The organism is Embleya sp. NBC_00888, assembly GCF_045207655.1.
Lineage (GTDB): Bacteria > Actinomycetota > Actinomycetes > Streptomycetales > Streptomycetaceae > Embleya.
Map to the genome: position 1 here is coordinate 709150 of NZ_CP108785.1, position 22056 is coordinate 731205.

Here is a 22056-nt window from a genome sequence, read left to right on the forward strand (position 1 = left end):
GTGCGCCGTCGGCGCGCGCTGTTCGCGGCGCGCCGACGCAGCCCTCGTTCAGTTGTTGATCACGACGGTCGAGCAGATCTTGTCGGCGAACGTCTGCTTCTTGTCGTCCCACGCCGGCCACAGCCAGCCGAGGTAGCACGGAAGTGTGTCGAGGATGTGTGCGAAGTAGCGCCCGAAGGACAGCCAGAAGCCGGTCGGCTGCCCGTCCCGGATGCGGACCACGCGAATGTCCACGACGCTCTTGCCGATCGTCTGTCCGGTCTTGCCCTGGCGGTGGCACTGCCAGAGGGCGAACAGCAGGACCAGTGCGGCACCGGCCGCGATGAGGGATATCGGTGCCGAACCGCCGTCGTACTCGGTGGTGATCGTGCCGTCGACGTCCTCGTACTCCGTGGTCTTGTTTCCCACCCACAGAACGCCGCCGTACATGGGCGCCATGACCAGGGTGAAGATCACGCAGTCGATCACGTAACCGCCGGCGCGCCGACCCCAGCTCGCGCAGTAGTCACCGAGGTCCTGCGGAACGCCGTGGCCGAAGTTGTAGCTGCTGTAGTCGAAACCCCCGCCCGGCAGGTGCCCCCGGGACATGGGTGGGCCGGCCTGGTCGTAGCCGGCGGCAGGGTTGTCGGGTGCCGGCTCGTGGCTCGGTGCCGCCTCGGAGGCAGGCCGGTCGTAAGGGGATGCCGGAGACAAGTGGGACTCCCTGGAAAGTTGCGTGCCGCGCACGCGAAGAAGACGGATCCAGGCGAATCGACGCGCGGTGCCCGGGACGGGCGGCGACGTCTTCCCCACCCGCCCGGGATCCCGTTGACGGCGGCAACTTACCCCGGCCGGTTGGCGATTGATAGAGGTTATTCAGGCGTGAGCGCGCTCCCGGCCGGGAGGCGAAACCCCGGAAGGGAACAACCGGTCCGAAAAACCACGGAAGCAACGAAGCACCGACATCAGCGAGGATTGGCTCGCTTATCCACCGGCATCGAACCGAGCCCGGACTTCTACGGGTTTCCCCAGTTCACAGGACGTGCGCGAGGCCTGGCCTCAATCCTGTCCTCAGGGTTGATCCGGTACGGAGGCCGGAATCGTGGGACTGGTCGAGCACAACTTTCGTACTCGCGCACCAGTTGCCCGTGCAGCGTCGATTCGGTTTCTCGTGTGTCGTCGGACACGGGGGTCCATCGGTCGTCGCTCTCGACGGGCGTTCTCTGGGCGTACGGCTGCATCTTCCGTGCCTCGGCGCCGAGGTGGTCCCGGTGGTCACACCAACTCCCGTGCAGATCACGCGCGAGTCGTCGACGACGGATCGGATCGGGACACCACGTTCCGCCTGCAGTTCGGCCCATGTCCTCCGGGGTCCGTTCATGCATGATGACGGGATGAATCATAGTGACCAGCGCTTCCACGTCATCGTGCTGTCGAACTTCGCGAAGGGCTTCGACAAGTACGCGTTCGCTTACGGTAAGGCGGGAATTCCGGAGAGTACCCATCCCGACCGGTTCCACCTGCTGACCCGTGCGGAGTTGGAAATCGGCATCGGCAAGGCGCGACGCTTGCTGGACCGTCTGGCCATTCCGGGAGATCGGCTGCTCGTGCTGGAAACCACGGTGGACCCCGACAAGCTGGTGCCCAACGTGTCGACCGGCCTGGGCACGGAACTGCACGAGGCTCGCATCCGGTTGTCGGCAGTCCACGAACTCGACCAGGTAGGCGACGAGTTCACTCTGCGCCCGACAACCGTCGAGGATGCGATGGCGGCCTCCCTGCACCTGCACGGATCGGCACTGCATCGCTACGCCGACACGCGACCGCGCTCGGTTTCGCTTCTGCCGGTCGCCTCCGCCTGCCAAGCCCGGTGTTCGTTCTGCTTCTCCTCGGCTTCGATCTCCAGCGACCAAGCACCGGCACGGGTCCCGTGGGACGCGGTCGCCCACTGGCTGGAGCGCGCCCGTGCGGCGGGTGCCGAGCGTGCAGTGATCACCGGCGGCGGGGAGCCCACGCTCATACCGTTCGAACAGCAGCTGCGACTGGTGTCCGCCTGCTCGGCGGCCTTCCCGAAGGTCGTCCTGATCACCAACGCGCACACCCTGGCGAAGGGCCGGCACGCCGACCGGGCCGGCCGCCTCGCATCCCTGAGCGCCGCAGGCCTGAGCGTGCTGGCGGTCTCCCGGCACCATCAGGACGACGCCGTCAGCGAGCGGCTGATGATGCTGCGCACGCCGGTGAGCTCTGTGATCGACACCTGGCGCGTGGGACGTGACCGCTGGCCGGGGCTGCGGATGAGGCTGATCTGCGTGCTCCAGCACGGCGGCGTCGCCGACGCGGCGGAGGTCGCCGACTACCTTTCGTGGGCCGCGGCTCTCGGTGTCGAGGAAGTCTGCTTCAAAGAGCTCTACGTATCCACCAGCACCGAGTCGCTCTACTTCGACCGCGCCGCCAACCTCTGGAGCCGAGAGCACCAGGTTTCGCTGTCCATCGTCACCCGATTCGCCGAGCAGCACGGCCTCGAACCGGCGAGCCGCCTGCCCTGGGGCGCGCCGGTCTACCACGGCAGCTGGGACGGACGGCCGATGCGGATCGCCGCTTACACCGAACCCAGCCTGCTCTGGGAACGCACCAACGGGATCGCACGCAGCTGGAACGTCATGGCCGACGGACGCTGCTACGCCTCCCTGGAAGACCGGGCCAGCGAAATCCTGTTGGAAGGTGCAACGGCATGAGGTTCGACGAGTTCCAGGAATTCCGGCAGCAGCAACTCAGTGCTTCCACGTCGCTTCTGGACGCCGCAGAGACCAACGTGTACCGGGCACTTGCTCCGATGCGACCGGAACCGCCGACCGACCTGAGCACGGTGCACCGGTGCGATCTCGCCCGTGCCTGGCTGCGGCGCTTCGAGCTGCCGGAAGAGTGGTCCGGCCACGCCATGGTCTGTCGAGGGGTCCGTCACGGGCTCGACGTGGTGTTCCACTGGCTGCGCGCCGTGCAAGCGCGGTTGTGGCTGCCCAGCGACGTGTACCCGGTCTACCTCGAGCTGGCCCGCGCTGCGGGCCTGGCGCCCGCGTCCTACCCGACGCTACCGGCGCCGGCCCTGCCGAGGTCGCCGGCGGACCACCGGCCCGAATACCTGCTGCTCGCCAATCCCAGCAAGCCACTCGGCCGATACCTGTCCGATGCCGAGTGCGCCGCGGTGATTTCGTGGTTGCGGGTATCACCACGCCGCCGCCTGCTGATCGACAGCGTCTACGACCTGGGAGCCCCGCTCGCTGCCGGCACACGGCGATTGCTGGACACCGGTTGTGCGGTCCTACTGCATTCGGTCACCAAGGGATGGCTGTGGCCACGCACGTTCGGCGTGGTCCTGCTGGGTCCGGCGCAAGCCGAATTGGCCGAAGCGTTCCGGGCGGATCCGCCGACGTCGGCACAGCTGCGGCTCGCCGACCGTCTGCTGACCGAGCACAGCGACGTGCCCCGGCAGGTCGCCGACGAACTGGCCGCACGGGCTGAGCGGCTGTTCGAACGGTTGCCGGACGAAGTGCTCGGGGCGATTCCCACGGCGAGCCGGACGTGTCCCGGCAACTACTTCTTCCCGGTTGACATCCCGGCGGAGACGCTCCGGCGCGAGTGCGGCGTGCTCGCCATGCCCGTCGGCGTGTTCGGGGAGAGCAGTTGGTCCGGCTCCGTCCTGACCAGCCTTGCCGACGCTTTCGGCCCGACGCCGGCGGCGGCACGATGAACCACCGGAGGACCTGGCCGTCAGTGGTGCGACGGAACTGGTAGCTCTGGTTGTGCGTTGGCTCGACAGGACTATGGGGGGAGGACCTTGTCGAACTTGAGCTTCCCGCCGACGCGGGCGGTCGGGCGTGGGGCCGCTTGGTACCGCGGGGACTGCCATGTCCACTCGGTTCACTCGGACGGGGAACTCACTCCTGAAGAGTTGGCCGTTCGGGGCGCGCTGCCGGGCTCGACTTCATGGCGACGACGGAGCACAACTTGGCTGCGGAATCCGGTCCGTGGGGGCACCCGGCTACCGATGAATTCTTGATCATTCCTGGTGAGGAAGCGACCACGAAGACCGGGCACCGGCTGACGCTCGGCATCGAAGCCGGCGAGGTCATCGACTGGAACCACCAGGTCGGGGACGGGTTGATCGATCAGTGTCTGGATCAGGTCCATCGAGTCGGAGGGCTGTGCGTGGCCGCACACCCGCATGCGCCCTGTCCGTCGGGCGACTTCATGTTCCCCTTCCGGGGCTTCGACGTGGTGGAGGTCTGGAACGGACTGCGGTGTCCGCGGTCAACCGGCTACCTGGGGCGGGCCGCAAGCCAGGACAACGACCACCACGACCTGCTACGGCGCCGCGAACGCGACCGCGTGGGACCGACTCCACGCCTCACTTACCCGCCGATGCGCCCGGGAGGCTTCACGGGGGAGCTCCCGATCATCTCGGGGGCGGTGATCCGGCTCCCGGTTGACCAGCTGCCCGGCGGCGACCCGAGACCGGTTCGGTTGTGGTGGTTCGGGACCGACGCGACCGGCGCCGACGTCGACCGGTGCAGGCAGTGGTTCCCGCGTAGGTTCGACATCGCGCGTTCGGTGTGTTCGAGCGGACCCTCGGCTGGACCGCCCCCAGGCTCCGCGACCGCGAATCAGCCGACCTGCGGACCTGGATCGTCATCGCCGCCACCCGCGGCTCTCCAGCGCGCCCGCCGACGACCTGCGGCGGCCCTGGGAGGACCCGCCGCGCCGAATCGGCTCACCCCGGCCGGGCCGTGCCGTGGCAGACGTGGAACTTCCGCGGCTCCCGGCCCGAGGTCCGGGAGCGGCGTGCCGGGCGGGGTGGGGCGCCGGGAGGTGCGGCGAGCCGCGGTGCGCGCCGTGGGCGATCCGCGTCCGCCGGCCGGTGCTGTGGGTGTTGGGAACCGGCCGGCGGTATTGGCGGGCCGGTGATGTCAGCGGGCCGTGCCGAAGTTCTGCGTCCAGTAGGAGTTCGTGCCCGCGAGGCCGACGCCGATCTCCTTGAAGGAGCAGTTGAGGATGTTCTGCCTGTGTCCGGGGCTGTTCATCCAGCCGGTCATGACCTGCTGGGACGTGCTGTAGCCGTAGGCGATGTTTTCGCCGTAGGTCGTCCAGGTGTAGCCGGCGCGGGTGATGCGCTCGCCCGGGTCGGAGCCGTCGGAGCCGGTGTGCGACATGTTGGCGTGGGCGGCCATGTCCTGGCTGTGTTGCAGGGCGGCGGCCGTCAGTTTCGTGTTGACGGTGAGTGCCGGGCATCCTGCCTTGGCGCGCTCCTGATTGACGAGGCTCACCACCTCGGCGGCGGGGCCCGAGGGCGGAACGGCCGGGGTGGTCGCTTGCTGCGTGTCGGCCGGTGTGGTCGGTGTCGTCGGGGTGGGGGGCTTGCTTGCCTCGGTGGTCGGCTTGCCGACCGGGTTCGTCGGCCGGGTCGCGGCAGGCGGTGTCGGTGTCGTTGCGGTGGGGGGCTTCCTCGTCCCGGTGGGTTTCCGCTTGTGCGGAGTGTGAGTGGTCTTCGCGGTCGGCTGGGTTCCCCCGGTCGGATCGGCCGCACTCTCCGTCCCATTGGGGACCGGTGTGCCGGGGAGGGGCCGGTTGGAGGACGGGTGCGTGCTCTGGTTGCCGACGTTCCTCGTCGCGCCCGCGACGTTCTTCGTCGCGCCCGGGCCCTGGGGGGCTATGCAGGCCATTGCGGCGGTGGGTACGCCGATGATGCCCAGGGTGGCGGCGGCTATGGCCATCTTCTTTTTGTATTGCGTCCTACGGTGCTTCCGCATGCGTGACCTCACTTGGTTTCGGCGTAGCGTCCTGTTGCCGGAGCCGTCGGACGCCGGCGGGCCGCCATTGTTGGAAGTCCGGGAACGGGCTCGCAAGTACCGGTGCCCGCCTGCGAGGCGGAGCCGGACGGCGGGCTTGACTCGGGGCGGACAGTCATGCCTGTGGCGTGGTCACCGGGTGGTGCGAAATTGGTGATCGGCGATCGGAAACGGCTCTGGCCATCGAAAATGACGCATGGGATTCCCGTTCGTTGGGATGCTCAATTCGGCCGAGAAGCGGATTGGTTGTCTCCAGTCGGACAAAGCGCGACAAGTAGGCGAGGTTCGGAGAGCGTGACGCTCCCGCGGTCACTCGCGCGCCCGTGACGCATGTCACTGTTTCAGCAGTGGTCGGAATGTGCCGTGGGCATCGTGCGCCGCATTCCGTGGGACGGCGACACTCCGTGGCGGCGGAACCTGGCCGCCGCCGCCGTCGACGACCTGATCGCAACCTCGAACGCGGCCGGCTTCCCTTCCCCCGCCGGCGGAACACCACGGCTTGGCCCTCGCCGACGCCGAGGCCACCCGCGACGAGGACCCCGACCGGTCACCGACGAAGCCGCCGGCCTCCCCGCCGACCCCACCGACCCCACCGACTACCAGTGGACGCCTGCCGGCGCGGCGACACCTGCTCACCACCCGCCGAGCCCCCGACGAGGACCTGCGGCGGTGGTTCGCCCCGTTCTCGGACGTCGAAGCACGCCACCCCCAGCCGCCCGGACCACGCACGCATCCGCACCCGACCGGGCAGGCCGCGCATTCAGGTGGTGGTGCGCTCCGGGGAGAACTCCGCGTTCAGGATCGCGAGCGTGGCTGCGTTGCTCGCCGGCACATGGGGTGCCGGCGGGCGACTACGCCCTTGGCGGTCACGCTGTCTCCGCGGTCGACCGTCTTGAGCCACCGCACGGGCAGGACGTACCGGGCCACGTCGGGATCGGTCTCGTCCCCGACGTGGCGGTAGTTCCCCACGAGTTGCTGCTCGGCCAGGCGCACCGAGCCGTCCCCGACCACCGCCCCCCGTGAACGGCGCCGGGTCACCGCAGACCTCGCCGACGCCCACGTAGCCGACCTTGGGGATGTACACGTCGACCCGGTCCCCGGGCGCGGCCGGCGCAGGCCCTGCGAGAACCACTTGCCGCCGCCGGCGGAGACGAACCCGAACCTGCGGGCCGTCCCACGACCGCGTGCCACCCTCCCAGCCGAACGCGGAATACCAGTCGACACCGTACGTGCCGTGGACGTAGCGGTGGTAACGACGAGGCTGGAGTGCCCAAGCAGGAGTCGGGCCGCGCGCAGGTCGCCGGTGATGGCCGACTCCCGGGTCGCGGCTCCGTGGCGCAGGCCGTGGAGCTTGATCGGAGGCATGTCGAACAGGACCACCAGGCGATTGGACTCCTTGATGATCCAGCTCGGTTGGAGCCAGGAGCCGTCTTCGGTGGTGAAGACGACTCCGGTGTCGTTCCACGTGCTTCCGCAGGACGCGCGCTCGGCTCGCCGGGCCTTGCGGTGGGCGCGCGGGTCCTTGCTGGGAACACGAGGCCTGCTCGTTCACGATCGGCGATCGAAGGGCGACCGTCGGATCCCGTACGACCGGGCTCATGATCGCGGGCGAGTTCTTGCCGGTATCGGAGGTGTCCGTGGCAGCTCGGTCAGTCGGCCGTCCAGCCGCGGAAGATGCCGACGCAGCCGCGGACGGACAGTTCGTGGTGATCGAAGTGCCGATCGAGCTGCGCACGGAGGTCGTCCAGTGTGTCGCCGTCGTTGTGGAACGCCCCCTGCTTGTTGAGCAACCGCATCGCCTTGCGGGCGGCGAGGGACACCGGGACACCGCCGGACAGGACCGTGGTGCCGAAGACGACGCCTCCGGGGCGAACCACGGCCGCGGCGTGCGCCAGCACGATCCCCTTCTCCCGCAGGCTTCCCGGGATGCAGTGCAGCAGATAGCTGATCCCGACCGAGTCGTGGGAGCCGTCCGGTACGGGCAGCGGCTCCAGCACGTTCGCGCGCACCGTGGCGACCTGGTAGCGGCGCAGGCGATGTGCCGTGTGGGCCAGGGAGTTGGGGTTGAGGTCGACCAGGGTGATCCGCGGGTCGGGCACCGGGAACCGCGCGTGGTGGAGCAGGTACCCGCTGCCCACGCCGATGTCCATGTGGCGCGCACCCACGCCGGTGTCGTACAGGCGTCGCGAGACCGTCGGCGGGCAGCGCCACAACAGCGGTGCGGTGCCTCGATACACCACGAGGTCGTAGAGGTTGAGGAAGGGTTTCGAGTATCCGGCCTGCCCGTCGAGGACGGCCTGGTCGAAGTGGTCGAGCGGCTTGTCGTCGAGGCGTTCGAGAGGCTTGTTGTCGCTGGTGCTGTCGGACGTCATCATGCTCCTTGGGTGCCTCGGGGTGGTTGGCTGTCGTGGTCTCGATGCGAACCGCCGAGCCAGTCGCCCACCGCGCGCAGCACGGGGGCGCTGTGCTCACGGATGATGGAGAAGTGCGTTCCGGGCGTGTCGACTGCCGTGTGCGGCAGATGCCAGCGGGGCCGCCAGTCCTGCGGCGGGTCGTCGAAGCCTGCCTCCGCGGCCCGTACGAGCAGCGTCGGCGCGCCGATCCTTGCGGGGGTCCACGCCTGGAACAGACCGGTGTAGTGCGCCAGCGCCGTGAGGTGGGTGTCGTCCTCGGCCTCCTGTGTCCACGGCTCGTCCGATGTTCCGGATCTGCGAGCCGCTTCGATCCGGGCGTGGAGGTGTCGGAGCATCGCGCTGCGTGGCCAATGGCTGTCCAGGAGCACGACGGCGTCGGGCCCGGCTCCGCGTGCTTCGAGAGCAGCCGCCGTGGCGTGGGCGATCCAGCCGCCCGCGGAGTAGCCGAGGAGGACCACGGGACCGCCGTCGGCGCACCGCGCGACACCGTCCGCCTGGAGTTGTGCCAAGACGTCCACGGATGCGGGCAGCGACTCGTGCGGACCGAAACCGGGCACCGGCAGTACCCAGACGTCGTGCTCGCCTCGGGAAGCGGCCGCGAGTCGGGCGTACTGGGATGCTCCCGAGCCGACGGCGAAGGTCGGGAAGCAGACGAGGCGGGCCGCGGAGCCGCGTGCCAGCCTGACGTGCGCAGGCCGGAACCGCTCGTCGGGGTTGTCGAAGATGGGACGGAATCGGGCGATGTGTCGCATCAGTTCCTCGAACTCGTCGGTCCGGCCCATGTCACCGGCGCGGGCGAACAGGGGGCCGAGGGTGAACCCGGCCCCGCCCGTCCCGGCACGTGCCGGCTCCGCGCCGCCGGTGTCCTCGTCGCCCGCAGGCCCCGTTTCCTCCCATCGCGCGACCAGGTGCCGGGCCAGGGAGGCGACCGTGGGGTATCGGAAGACGAGGCCGGGCGCCAGGCGCAGGCCGGTGTCCGCGCCGAGGCGGTTGCGCAGGTCCACCGCCGTCAGCGAGTCGAACCCCAGCTCGGGCAGCGGCCGATCGGCGTCGACGGCTTCCGGGTCCGCCAGGCCCAGGACCGCGGCCACGTGCGTACGAACCCACGCGACGACGAATCGCTCCCGTTCCTCCCCGTTCGCGGCCGCCAGGCGCTCCCTGATCTCCCGGCCCCGGTCCGGCCGCGCCGGACCGTACTCGCCCGGGGGCCGGGCCGCGCCCATCGTCGGACCGCCGCCCTCGGGCCAGTATCGCTCGCGCCCGAACGCGTACGTGGGCAGATCCACCAGGCGGGCACCGCAGTCGGCGAGCATCCTGTCCCACCCCACCGCAACGCCCCGGACGTGCAGATGGGCCAGCGCGCCCAGGAACGCGCCGAGTTCGGTGCCGTATTCCGGCCCGGGCATCGGCAGAACGGTGACGTTCTCGGCCGCGGCGGTCACGGCGTCCGCGGCGGTCACGGCGTCCGCGGCGGTCACGGCGTCTGCGCCACCCGTGCCGTTCGTGTCCTCGGTACCGTCCGTTGGAGCTGCGGCGCCGGGCCCCACACGCTCCGCGAAGGTGTTGTCGGCCCCCATCCGAAGGCCGATGCACACCCCTTGCGACCCGAGCCCGCGCACGGCGTCGGTCGGCGCGCCGTCGTCCCCGATCAGCCGCACCCAGTACTCCGGCGAGGACAGCTCCTCGTACGCCACCGGCCGGCCCGTGCGGCCGGAGGCGAGCGGGGTCAGCGGCCGGCGGAAGGTCAGTTCCTTGACGGCCCGTCGCACGCCCTCCCCCGCCGAGTCGTCGGACACCGTCGGGTCGACCTGCGCCGCGCACTCCGACGCCCGGCCGAGGGCGACGACGAGTGCGGCCGCGTCGGTCAAGGACAGCACACCGGCGCAGTGTGCGGCGGTGACCTCACCGACGGATCGCCCCAGCAGCAGCCCGGGTTCGATCCCCCAGTGTTCGAGGAGCCGAAACAGCGCCACCTCCCCGGCGAACAGCGCGACCCGGGCCGGGATCGGGTCCTGCGGCGTCTCGCCGTGCCGCGGTGGAACCTCGCCCTGCGGGCGGTCCAGCCGCGCCGCGATCGCGGTATCGGCCTCGTCCAGGGCCGACGCGAACATCGGGATCCGCGCGGCCAACTCCCCCACGAGTCCGGCTCGTTCCGCCACCGGTTCGCGCGGCGGACCGGAGAACAGCAACGCGACCCGGTCCCGGCCCCGCGCCATGCCCCGGACCAGCCCCGGCGCGGATCCGTCCCGGGCCAGTTCCGCCAGCGACTCCAGCAAGGCATCCCGGTCCCGGCCGAGGATCACGGCGCGGTGGGCGAGGCCGGCCCGGGTCGCCGCCAGGGAACGCGCGACGTCGACCGGTGCGAGTTCCGCGCGCTCGCGAACGAACCGGAGCAACCGGCCGGCCTGCGCACGCAGCGCGTCCGAGGTCCCGCCCGACAACACCCACGGCACCGTGGGCAGCGTGGCGAACCGGTCCGGCGCGTGCCGCGGCGAACCCGGGGGCGGTGTTTGCGCATGCCGATCGCCGGACGTCTGCTGCGCCGGCCCCGCGCCCGATGGGGCCGGTTCGGGTTCACGCACCGCGTCCGCGTCGTCCGGTGCGTGCTCCAGGATCACGTGCGCGTTGGTCCCGCTGATCCCGAAGGACGAGACACCGGCTCGCCGGGCCCGACCCGTATCCGGCCACGGTCGGGCCTCGGTGAGCAGTTCCACCGCACCCGAGGTCCAGTCGACGTGCGGCGTCGGCTCGTCCACGTGCAGGGTGGGCGGCAACACGCCGGTGCGCATCGCCATCACCGTCTTGATCACCCCGCCCACCCCGGCCGCGGCGGCGGTGTGGCCGATGTTGGACTTGAGCGACCCCAGCCACAGGGGGGCGTGGGCCGGCCGGCCCTGCCCGTATGTGGCCAGGAGGGCCTCCGCCTCGATGGGGTCGCCGAGCGTGGTGCCCGTGCCATGGGCCTCCACGGCGTCCACGTCCCGCACGGTCAGCCCCGCGTGGGCCAGGGCCTGCCGGATCACGCGCTGCTGGGCGAGTCCGCTGGGTGCCGACAGGCCGTTGCTCGCCCCGTCCTGGTTGATCGCGGTGCCGCGGATCACGGCGAGGACCGGGTGTCCGGCGTTTCGGGCCGCCGACAACGGTTCGACCAGGAGCACGCCGACGCCCTCGCCCCAGCCGGTGCCGTCCGCCTCCGCGGCGAACGCCTTGCATCGCCCGTTCGGTGCCAGTGCGCCCTGGCGGCTGAATTCGAGGAACGCCCCCGGGGTGGAGAGGATCGTCGCCCCGCCCACCAGCGCGGCCGTGCAGTCGCCCTGGCGGAGCGCCTGGACGGCCAGGTGGAGGGCGACCAGGGACGACGAGCAGGCGGTGTCGACGGTCACCGCCGGTCCTTCGAGGCCGAACGTGTAGGCGACCCGCCCCGAGGCGACGCTGGTCGAGGTTCCGGTCATCAGGTAGCCGGCGCCGCCCTCGGGATCGGCGGTCAGCAGCGGCAGGTAGTCCTGACCGCTGACCCCCACGAACACCCCGGTGCGGCTGCCGGCGACGGCGTCGGGGGCCAGCCGCGCGCGTTCGAGGACCTCCCACGTCACCTCGAGGAGCAGGCGCTGCTGCGGATCCATCGCCAGTGCTTCCCGCGGGCTGATACCGAACAGGAGCGGGTCGAACCGGTCGGCGTCGTGCAGGAAACCGCCCCGGCGGACGTAGGTGCGGCCCGGGCGGCCCGGGGTCGGGTCGTACAGACCCGCCGTGTCCCAGCCGCGGTTGCTCGGGAAGGAGGAGATCGCGTCCCGTCCCGAGGCGACCAGGTCCCACAGTTGCTCGGGCGAGGTCACGTCACCGGGGTAGCGGCAACCCATCGCGACGATCGCGATCGGCTCGGCGGCGGCGGCCGTCGCCGGCTCGTCGACCTGCTCGGGGGCGCCGGTCAGACGCGCCAGCAGGTGCGCGGCCAGCCTCTCGGCCGTCGGGTGGTCGAACACCGCCGCCGGGGAGAGGCGGACACCGGTCGCCGTGGCGAGCCGATTGCGCATCTCCATCGCCGTCATCGAGACGAACCCGAGGTCGGTGAACGCCTGGGTGACGTCGACGTCCGCCGCGGAGCCGCGGTTGAGCACGGCGGCGGCATGCTCGCACACCGTCTCCAGGACCAGGTTCCCCCTGCCGCTGTCGGGCAGTTCCGCGAGGCGCTGCCGGAACACGGCCGCCGCGCTGTCGTCGCTCTCCCGGATCGGGGCGGCGGCGGGCAGCGCGTCGGGCCAGTAACGGCGGCGCTGGAACGCGTACGTCGGCAGGTCCACCAGGCGGGCCCGCCCTCCGATGTGGGCCGACCAGTCCACCGGCACGCCTTGGACGTGCGCCTCCGCGAGGGAGGTGAGGAAACGCCCGAGGTGCCCTTCGTCGCGCCGCAGCGACGTCAACACCGTGCCTTCGCCGACGCTCCCGGGACTCGCGGCGCCTTCCGTGATCTCGTGCAGGGACACCGCGAGCACCGGGTGTGGGCTCATCTCCACGTAGGTGTGGTGCCCGGCCGCCAGGAGTTCGCGCACGGTCGGGTCGAAGCGGACCGTCTCGCGCAGGTTCCGGTACCAATAGGCGGCGTCGAGCCCCGAGGTGTCGACGGGGCCGCCCAGGACCGTCGAGAAGAACGGGATCGCGGCCGCCTGCGGGGCGATGTCGGCGAGGATCGTGACGAGTTCGGCCTCCAGTGCCTCGACCTGGGCCGAGTGCGAGGCGTAGTCCACCGCGACGCGGATCGCTCGCACGCCGTCCTGCTCGGCGGCGTCCAGGAGTTCGTCGAGCGCCTCGGCGTCGCCCGAGACCACGACGGACCCGGGGGCGTTGACCGCGGCGACGGACAGGCGTGTTCCCCATGCCGAGAGCCGGTCGCGGGCCCGGTCCGCCGGAAGGCCGAGGAACGCCATGCCCCCGCTGCCGGCCAGGCGTTCGGCGACCAGGCGCGAGCGCCTTGCCACGATGCGCGCCCCGTCTTCCAGGGACAGGGCACCGGCGACGCACGCGGCGGCGATCTCGCCCTGGGAGTGGCCCACCACGGCGCCGGGTTCCATGCCGTGCGAGCGCCACAGGGCGGCGAGCGAGATCATCATGGCCCACAGCGCGGGCTGGACCACATCCACGCGGTCCAACGAGGCCGCGCCCTCGGCGCCGCGGACGACGTCCACGAGCGAGAAGTCGACGTGCGGCGCGAGCGCTTCGGCGCACTCGTGCAGCCGCTCGCGAAAGACCGCCGAGTCGCGGCACAGGTCCGCTCCCATGCCCTCCCATTGGGCGCCCTGGCCGGGGAAGACGAACACCGGTTTCCCGGGGTCGCGTGCGACGCCCGTGACGACACCGGCGGCGCTCTTCCCCTCGGCGATGGCTTCGAGGCCCACGAGGTACGCGTCCCGGTCGTCGGCCAGCACCACGCCTCGGTGGTCGAACAGGGTGCGCGAGGTGAGCAACGAGTGCGCGACGTCGGCCGACGCCAGGTCCGGGCGGGTACGTACGTGCTCACGCAGCCGGGCCGCCTGCTCCCGCAGCCCCCGACCGTTCCTCGCGGTGATCAGCCACGGCAGCGGCCCGGTCTGCGCACGGTCGCCCTCGACGAGCTTGCGCGCGGGGTCGTCCGCTCGGTCGGCGGAGCCGTCGGCCGCGACGGGTGCGGCGGTCGGTGCGGCGGTCGATGCGACGAGGGGCGCGGGGAACGTGTCGTCCGGGGACTGTTCCAGGATCACGTGGGCGTTGGTGCCGCTGATCCCGAAGGACGACACCCCGGCCCGGCGCGGCCGGCCGGTCCGCGGCCAGTCCCGCGCCTCGGTCAACAGGCGCACCGTGCCCGCGGCCCAGTCCACGTGCGGGGTCGGCTCGTCCACGTGCAGGGTGGGCGGCAGAATGCCCCGGCGCAGTGCCATCACCGTCTTGATGACGCCACCGACGCCCGCCGCCGCCTGGGTGTGGCCGATGTTCGACTTGATCGATCCCAGCCACAGCGGTCGATCCGCCGGACGCTCCCGACCGTAGGTCGCCAACAGCGCCTGAGCCTCGATCGGATCACCGAGCGCGGTACCGGTGCCATGCGCCTCCACCACGTCGATCAAATCCGCCGACAACCGCGCCGACGCCAACGCCCGCCGAATCACCCGCTGCTGCGACGGACCGTTCGGCGCCGTCAAACCATTCGACGCACCATCCTGATTCACCGCCGAACCCCGCACCACCGCAAGCACCGGATGCCCAAGACGCCGCGCCCGCGACAAACACTCCAACAAAACCAGACCCACACCCTCCCCCCACCCCGTACCATCCGCCGCCGCCGCGAACGCCTTGCACCGACCATCCACCGCAAGACCCCGCTGCCGACTGAACTCCACGAACATTCCGGGGGTCGTCATGACCGAAGCTCCGCCGGCCAACGCCAGGGTGCACTCACCCTGCCGCAACGCCTGCACCGCCAGATGCAACGCCGTCAACGACGCCGAACACGCCGTATCCACCGTGATCGCCGGACCCTCCAGACCGAACGTGTACGCCAGACGACCCGACAACACACTGGCGAGGAAGCCCGTCGCGTAGCCCTCGAAGTTCTCCCGGGCCCGGTCCAGCAGGAGCGCGTACTCCTGGCTGCTGGTGCCCACGAAGACACCGGTGCGGCTCCCCCGCAGGGAGGCCGGTGTGAGGCCGGCGCGCTCGAACGTCTCCCAGGACACCTCCAGGAGCAGACGTTGTTGCGGGTCGAGCGTCAGCGCCTCGCGTGGACTCACTCCGAACAGGCCCGCGTCGAACGACGCCACGTCGGCGAGGAACCCACCCTCGCGTGCGTAGCTCTTTCCCGGCCGGTCCGGGTCGGCGTCGTAGAGGCCCTCGATGTCCCAGCCTCGGTCCTGGGGGAAGGGCTCGATCGCGTCCCTTCCGGAGACCACCAGTTGCCACAGGTCCTCCGGCGAGCGCACGTCCCCCGGGAATCGGCAGCCCATCGCCACCACCGCGATCGGCTCCGCGTCGGCGTCCTCCAACTCCCGCAGGCGCGCTCGTGTCTCGTGCAGGTCGGCGGTGACCCGCTTGAGGTAGTACCGAATCCGGTCGTCCGTCACCATGTGCAACCACCTCGTCGAGACGTCACCGTTGTGCCTTTGCTCGCGGGCTCCGGCCCGAGGTCAGGAAATCCCCAGCTCCCTGCCGATGAAGTCGATGACTTCCTCGTCGGTCGCCAGGTCGAGCTCGTCCGCGACGGTCGTGGCGTCCTCCTGTGCGTCCGGTGCCCGGTCCCGTGCGGGTGCGTGCTCGCCCGCCTGTCGAGCGAGCGCGCGCAACCGATCCGCCACTCGTTCGCGGCCGCCGGCGTCCAGCGATGTCGCCGCGAGGTGCACGGCCCAGGCGTCCAGGCCGGCGAGGACGGTGTCGACCGGTGCGTCCAGCCGCGAGACCAGTACGGCTTCGAGGTGTCGAGCGAGGGCGGCGGGGGTCGGGTGGTCGAACACGAGTGTGGTGGGCAGGTTCAGGCCGGTTGCGGCGTCCAGACGGTTTCGCAGTTCCACGGCGGTGAGCGAGTCGAAGCCCAGTTCCTGGAACGGGCGTTGCGGATCCACGTGTCCGGGCGTCGGGTGCGCGAGGACGAGGGCGATGCGATCGCGCACCAGGTCGAGGATCAGCGCGCCGCGGTCCTCGGCTCCCAGGGGTGCCAGGCGTTCCCGCAGGGCGTGCGCCGCGCCCGGCTCCGCCGCCGTCGCCGCAACGTGGACCAGGCCGCGCAGCAGTGCGGGAAGCGTGCCGTTCTCGGCGGCGGCACGCAGTTCCCCGGGGTCGAGGTGCGTCGGAACCCACCCGGCCCGGCCGGTCGCAAGTGCCTCGTCGAACAGTGCGAGACCCTCCTCGGTGGACAGGCCGCCCGTGCGGGTGTACTCCGCCCGGTCCGTGTGCCCCGACCGCGACCCCATCCCCCCGGCCTCGGCCCAGCGGCCCCATGCCAGGGACGTCGCGGGCAGGCCGGTGTCGTGGCGGTGTCGGGCCAGCGCGTCGAGGAAGGCGTTGGCGGCGGCGTAGTTGGCCTGTCCGGGGGCGCCGAGCGTGCCCGCGGCGGAGGAGAAGACGACGAACGCGGCCAGGTCCGCGCCCCGCGTCAGCTCGTGCAGGTGCCGGCCACCGTCGACCTTGGGCCGGAAGACCGCGCCCAGTCGGGCGGGCGTCATCGAGTCCAGGACGCCGTCGTCGAGCACACCCGCCGTGTGCACCACGGCCGTCAACGGGTGCTCGGCGGGCACCGATGCCAGCAGGTCCGCCACCGCGCCCCGTTCGGCCACGTCGCACGCCACCGCCCGCACCGTCGTCGCGCCCGCGGCGGTGAGTTCGGCAAGCAATTCCGCCATGCCCGACGCGTCCGGTCCGCGGCGTCCGGCCAGCACGAGGTGCTTCACGTGGTGGGCGCGCACCAGATGTCGGGCCACCTCCGCGCCGAGCGCCCCGGAGGCGCCGGTGATCAAGGCCGTACCCGCCGGATTCCACGCGGGAGGCATCGTGAGGACCACCTTGCCCACGTGCCGGGCCTGGGCCAGGAAACGGAATGCGGCGGGCGCCTGCCGCACGTCCCACGTGGTGACCGGGATCGGCCGCAACCGCCCGCGCTCGAACAGTTCGACGATCTCCGCGAGCATCCCGGTGATGCGCTCGGGGCCGGCGTCCATCAGGTCGAACGCGCGGTAGGCGATCCCGTCGTACCGGGCGGCGACCTCGTCGGCGTCGCGGATGTCGGTCTTGCCCATCTCGACGAATCGGCCGCCCGGCCGCACCAGGCGCAGGGAGGCGTCCGCGAGGTCCCGCACCAGCGAGTTCAGCACCACGTCGATGCGACCGCCACGAAGATCGTCGCCCGTCGCGCCGAACCGTTCCTCGAACTCGGCGGTACGCGAGGAGGCGAGGTGCGCGTCGTCGACGCCCAGGGCGCGCACCGCGTCCCACTTGCCGGGACCGGCCGTGGCGTACACCTCGGCACCGAGGTGGCGCGCCAACTGCACGGCGGCCATGCCGACACCGCCCGCCGCCGCGTGCACGAGCACCTTCTCGCCGGGCCGTACGTCGGCCAGGTCCACGAGGCCCTCGTAGGCGGTGAGGAACGCGACGGGCACGGACGCGGCCCGGGCGTACGACCAGCCCTGTGGAATCCGCGCGATCAGGCGCTGATCGACGACGGCCACCGGCCCCAGGCACCCGGCCGCGAGGCCGAACACCCGGTCTCCGGGAGTGAGTCCGGTGACGTCGGGTCCGACCTCGGTGACGACGCCGGCGATCTCGCCGCCCAGCGCCCGCTGGTCGGAGACCATGCCGAGGGCCATCACGATGTCCCGGAAGTTGACGCCGGCGGCTCGCACCGCGACCCGGACCCTTCCCGGTCCGAGCGGTGCCGCGGCTTCCGAGCAGGGGGCGAGGAGCAGGTCGTCGACGGTGCCGCCACCGCCCAGGTCGACCCGCCACTCCCGGGTTCCCGCGGGCGGCACGAGCGTGCCGGACGGCACCCCGCGGGCCAGCCGGGGAACGAACATCCGGCCCGCCCGAAGCGCGAGTTGCGGTTCGTCCCCGGCCGCCGCCCCGACCAGGGCGGCCGTCGAGGTGCGCTGCCCGTCCGAGTCGACGAGCAGGAACCGCCCCGGGTGTTCGGTCTGCGCGGCGCGCACCAGGCCCCACACCGCGGCCGCCGCCACGTCGGTGATCGGCTCGTCGTCGGCAACGGGCACGGCGCCGCGGGTGGTCACCACGAGCCGGGACGAATGCAACCGGGTTTGCGCAAGCCAGGTCCGGAGCATGTCGAGCACGGACAGAGTCAGAGTCGTGGCGGCGCCTGCCGGGTCGTCGACGACCGCGTCATCGGTGCCGGCCGCACCGGTGGACCCGGAGTCGTCCGTGCTGCCGACTTCGTCCGCCCGCTCGGCTCCGCCGGTGCGAACGGCGTCGCCGTGACACGGCAGGAACACCAGATCCGGCACGGGTGCACCGGACTCGATCGCCGACACGAGAGCATCGAGATCGATGTGCGTCGTGGCCGCGAGCCGCTCCGCCGGAGCACCGTCCCCGAGCACGGCGAGAACAGGGGTCCGCGTCCGTGTTGCCGACGGAACAGGCGCCGTCTCCACCCAGTCGACGTGGAAGAGGCTGTCACGGGTGCGGCCGGCCCGGAGCTGCTGCGTGGAGACGGGGCGGGTCAGCAGCGATCCGACCGACGCGACCGGAGCGCCGTGCTCGTCCCACAGGGCCAGGGAGACCGCGTCCGTACCCGCCGGGGTCAATCGTGCGCGGAGCACCGGTGTGCCCGCGCCGTGGAAGGACACCTCGTGCCATGCGAACGGTGCTCGGACCTGTGTCCGCCGGCCCCCTCGATGCACCGTCGTCCCGCCCGCGGTGAGGAGGGCCACGTGCAGCGCGGCGTCGAACTGCGCCGGGTGGAGCGCGTATCCGCCGTTGCCGGAGCGTGCCGCGTCGGGGAGCGTGATCTCGGCGAACAACTCCTCCCCCAGGCGCCAGGCTCCGGTGAGCCCGCGGAAGGCGGGGCCGTACTCCAGGCCGGCGGCGGCCGTACGCTCGTAGAAGCCTTCGAGCGCGACGGGTTCCGCTCCCGGGGGCGGCCATGGCTCCCCCGCACGCGCCGGCGCGGCGACCGCCTCGGGGGCGAGCGTGCCCCGCGCGTGACTCACCCACGGCGCGTCCGGGGTCGCCGTGCGGGCGTCCTCCTCCCGGGAGTACACGCCCAGCGAGCGCCGCCCGTCCTCCGCTGCGGGCCCCACCCGCACCTGTAGGCGCACCGCGCCGTGTTCGGGCAGGACCAGCGGTGCCTGCTGGGTCAGTTCCACCAGGCGCCGGCATCCGGCCTCGGCGCCGGCGCGGACCGCCAACTCCACCACGGCGGTACCGGGTAGGAGTGTCGTGCCCAACACGACGTGGTCCGCGAGCCATGCCTCGGTCCGCCGGGATACCACCCCGGTCAGCGCCCGGCCCTGGGCGTCCGCCAGATCCAGGGCTGCGCCGAGCAGGGGGTGTTCCGGCACGTCCAGGCCGACGGCGCGCACATCGGCGGCGGGGGCCGTGGCGCTCCAGGGGTAACGGCGGTGCTGGAAGGGGTAGGTGGGCAGGTCCGTCCTGCGGGCGTCGGTGCCGGCGAAGAAGCGGGGCCAGTCGACCCGGGCGCCGCGGGCGAACGCCCGGGAGAGCGCCGTGCGCACGGTGGCGGCTTCCGGACGTCCGGCGCGCCCCGCCGGGATCGACACGGCGCGGGTGTTCGGGGGTGCCTGCGCGAGGCAGTCCTGGGCCATCGCCGTCAGCGTCCCGGAGGGGCCGATCTCCACGAACGTGCGCACCCCTGCGGCAACGAGTCGGCGCATCCCGTCGTGAAAGCGCACGGTCGCCCGAGCGTGCCGGACCCAGTACTCCGGCGAACACAACTCGTCCGCGCCGGCGATGTCCCCGGTGACGTCCGAGACGATCGGGATGGTCGGCGGACGGAAGTCCAGCTTCCGCGCGACCGCGCCGAACTCGTCCGACATCGCGGCCATCTGGGGGGAGTGGAAGGCGTGGCTCACCCTGAGCCGCCGCGTCTTGCGCCCTTTGCTCCGCCAGCGCTCGGCGAGGTCGAGCACCGCGCTCTCGGCGCCCGACACGACGACCGACTCGGGTCCGTTGACGGCGGCGAGGGCCATCCGGTCGGCATGTGCGGCCACCTCCGGCAGCATCTCCGCCTCCGTCGCCTGCACCGCGACCATGGCACCGCTGCCGGGCACGTCCTGCATGAGACGGCCCCGCGCGGCGACGAGCACGCACGCGTCCTCCAGGGACAGGACGCCGGAGACGTGCGCGGCCGCCAACTCGCCGACGGAGTGGCCGAGCAGCAGATCGGGGGTGAGCCCCCAGTGCGTGAGCAGCCGGAACAGCGCCACCTCGTACGCGAACAGTGCCGCCTGGGTGAACGAGGTCTGCTCCAGGAGCGCGGCCGTCGTCGTCCCCTCGGGGGCGTACAGGACGTCCCGCAGCGGGCGGTCGAGATGCGGGTCCAGCCCACTCGCGATGGCATCCAGCGCCTCGGCGAACACCGGGAAGGCAGCGGAGAGTTCGCGTCCCATGCCCGCGCGCTGGCTGCCCTGTCCGGAGAACAGGAACGCCTGCCCGCCCTCGGCGGTCGTCCCTTGCGCCGGCCCCGGGGCCGGGCGGCCCTCGGCCAGGGCCGTCAGACCCGCGAGCATCTCGTCCCGATCGCGCGCCCACACCACGGCCCGGGTGTCGAGGGTCGCCCGTGAGGTGGCCAGCGACCAACCGACGTCCGCCGCACGCGCGTCGGGTAGGGAGCGGATCCGATCGCTCAGGCGCCCGGCCTGGTCCCGCAGGGCCCGCTCGCCCCGCGCCGAGACCACCAGCGGTACCGGCCCCTGCGGGAGGTCCGTCCCGGTCGGGGCCGGGGCGGCGTCGTCGACCGTGTCGGGCCGGGGTGCCTGTTCCAGGATCACGTGGGCGTTGGTGCCGCTGATCCCGAAGGACGACACCCCGGCCCGGCGCGGCCGGCCGGTCCGCGGCCAGTCCCGCGCCTCGGTCAACAGGCGCACCGTGCCCGCGGCCCAGTCCACGTGCGGCGAGGGTTCGTCGACGTGCAGGGTCCGCGGGAGCACGCCGCGGCGCATCGCCATGACCATCTTGATCAGCCCGGCGATGCCGGCCGCGCCCTGGGTGTGGCCGATGTTCGACTTGATCGATCCCAGCCACAGCGGCCGATCCGCCGGACGCTCCCGACCGTAGGTCGCCAACAGCGCCTGAGCCTCGATCGGATCACCGAGCGCGGTACCGGTGCCATGCGCCTCCACCACGTCGATCAAATCCGCCGACAACCGCGCCGACGCCAACGCCCGCCGAATCACCCGCTGCTGCGACGGACCGTTCGGCGCCGTCAAACCATTCGACGCACCATCCTGATTCACCGCCGAACCCCGCACCACCGCAAGCACCGGATGCCCAAGACGCCGCGCCCGCGACAAACACTCCAACAAAACCAGACCCACACCCTCCCCCCACCCCGTACCATCCGCCGCCGCCGCGAACGCCTTGCACCGACCATCCACCGCAAGACCCCGCTGCCGACTGAACTCCACGAAGATTCCCGGGGTCGTCATCACCGCGGCACCGCCGGCCAACGCCAGGGTGCACTCACCCTGCCGCAACGCCTGCACCGCCAGATGCAACGCCGTCAACGACGCCGAACACGCCGAATCGACCGTGATCGCCGGACCCTCCAGACCGAACGTGTACGCCAGACGACCCGACAACACACTGGCGGCGGCGCCGGTGAGTTGGTGCCCCTCGGTGCCGTCGCCGGTCCCGCCCCCGCTGCCGCCGGTCATCAGGACCGATCCGACGAAGGCCCCGACGGGTTGTCCCTTGAGACCGCCGGGATCGATCCCCGCGCGTTCGAAGGTCTCCCACGCGATCTCCAGGAGCAGCCGCTGCTGGGGGTCCATCGCGGCGGCCTCGCGCGGGCTGATCCCGAACAGATCCGCGTCGAACTCCGAGGCGTCGTCGAGGAAGGCGCCTTCGCGGGCGTAGGTGTGGCCCGACCGGTCGGGGTCCGGGTCGAAGAGCGTCCCGGTGTCCCAGCCGCGGTCGGTGGGGAAGGCCGAGACCGCGTCGGTTCCGGCGGCCACCAGCTCCCACAGGTCCTCCGGGCAGCGCACGCCCCCGGGGAAGCGGCAGCCCATCGCCACGATCGCCACCGGCTCGTGGGCTGCCGCCGTCAGCTCGCGCGTTTGCGCGCGGAGCGACTCGACCTCCTTCAGCGAGGCCCGCAGTGCCTCGACGAA

9 protein-coding genes are annotated in these 22056 nt (G+C 71.8%); 2 read left to right on the forward strand and 7 right to left on the reverse strand.

From position 1 onward, the window contains the following. Positions 1–48: 48 nt before the first annotated feature. Positions 49–693 carry an RDD family protein gene (locus OG948_RS37435; protein ID WP_331769436.1) on the reverse strand — a complete coding sequence of 215 codons (645 nt, stop codon included), beginning with the start codon at positions 691–693 and terminating at the stop codon, positions 49–51. 680 nt (positions 694–1373) lie between these two features. Here OG948_RS37435 and OG948_RS37440 point away from each other — a divergent pair. Both OG948_RS37440 and OG948_RS37445 read left to right on the forward strand, forming a co-directional pair. Further along, entirely contained in the window at positions 1374–2714 is a 1341-nt protein-coding gene (locus OG948_RS37440; RefSeq protein ID WP_331769437.1) for a radical SAM protein, read from the forward strand. Further along, complete coding sequence (locus tag OG948_RS37445; RefSeq protein WP_331769438.1) at positions 2711–3727, forward strand: aminotransferase class I/II-fold pyridoxal phosphate-dependent enzyme; 1017 nt, start codon at positions 2711–2713, stop codon at positions 3725–3727. Before OG948_RS37440 ends, OG948_RS37445 begins: the two co-directional genes overlap by 4 nt. Before the next feature lie 170 nt (positions 3728–3897). On the opposite strand, the gene OG948_RS37450 is transcribed toward OG948_RS37445, so the two are convergent. The 6 genes from OG948_RS37450 to OG948_RS37475 all read right to left on the reverse strand — a co-directional run bounded on the left by OG948_RS37450 (position 3898) and on the right by OG948_RS37475 (position 22044). Further along, the gene (locus tag OG948_RS37450) at positions 3898–4167 is read right to left on the reverse strand and encodes a hypothetical protein (RefSeq protein WP_406300501.1); all 270 of its coding nucleotides are present in this window, start codon (positions 4165–4167) and stop codon (positions 3898–3900) included. 776 nt (positions 4168–4943) lie between these two features. Then, positions 4944–5747: a CAP domain-containing protein gene (locus OG948_RS37455; RefSeq protein ID WP_406300503.1), complete on the reverse strand. Its 804-nt coding sequence runs from the start codon at positions 5745–5747 to the stop codon at positions 4944–4946. Between the two features lie 870 nt (positions 5748–6617). After that, the gene (locus OG948_RS37460; protein ID WP_331769440.1) at positions 6618–6860 is read right to left on the reverse strand and encodes a hypothetical protein; all 243 of its coding nucleotides are present in this window, start codon (positions 6858–6860) and stop codon (positions 6618–6620) included. Positions 6861–7471: 611 nt separating this feature from the next. Beyond that, positions 7472–8194: a class I SAM-dependent methyltransferase gene (locus OG948_RS37465; protein ID WP_331769441.1), complete on the reverse strand. Its 723-nt coding sequence runs from the start codon at positions 8192–8194 to the stop codon at positions 7472–7474. Next, positions 8194–15327 (reverse strand): type I polyketide synthase, encoded by a 7134-nt coding sequence (locus OG948_RS37470; RefSeq protein ID WP_406300876.1) that lies wholly within the window; start codon positions 15325–15327, stop codon positions 8194–8196. The genes OG948_RS37465 and OG948_RS37470 overlap by 1 nt, the downstream gene beginning before the upstream one ends. Before the next feature lie 63 nt (positions 15328–15390). Next, positions 15391–22044: a type I polyketide synthase gene (locus tag OG948_RS37475; protein WP_406300877.1), complete on the reverse strand. Its 6654-nt coding sequence runs from the start codon at positions 22042–22044 to the stop codon at positions 15391–15393. Positions 22045–22056 lie beyond the last annotated feature (12 nt).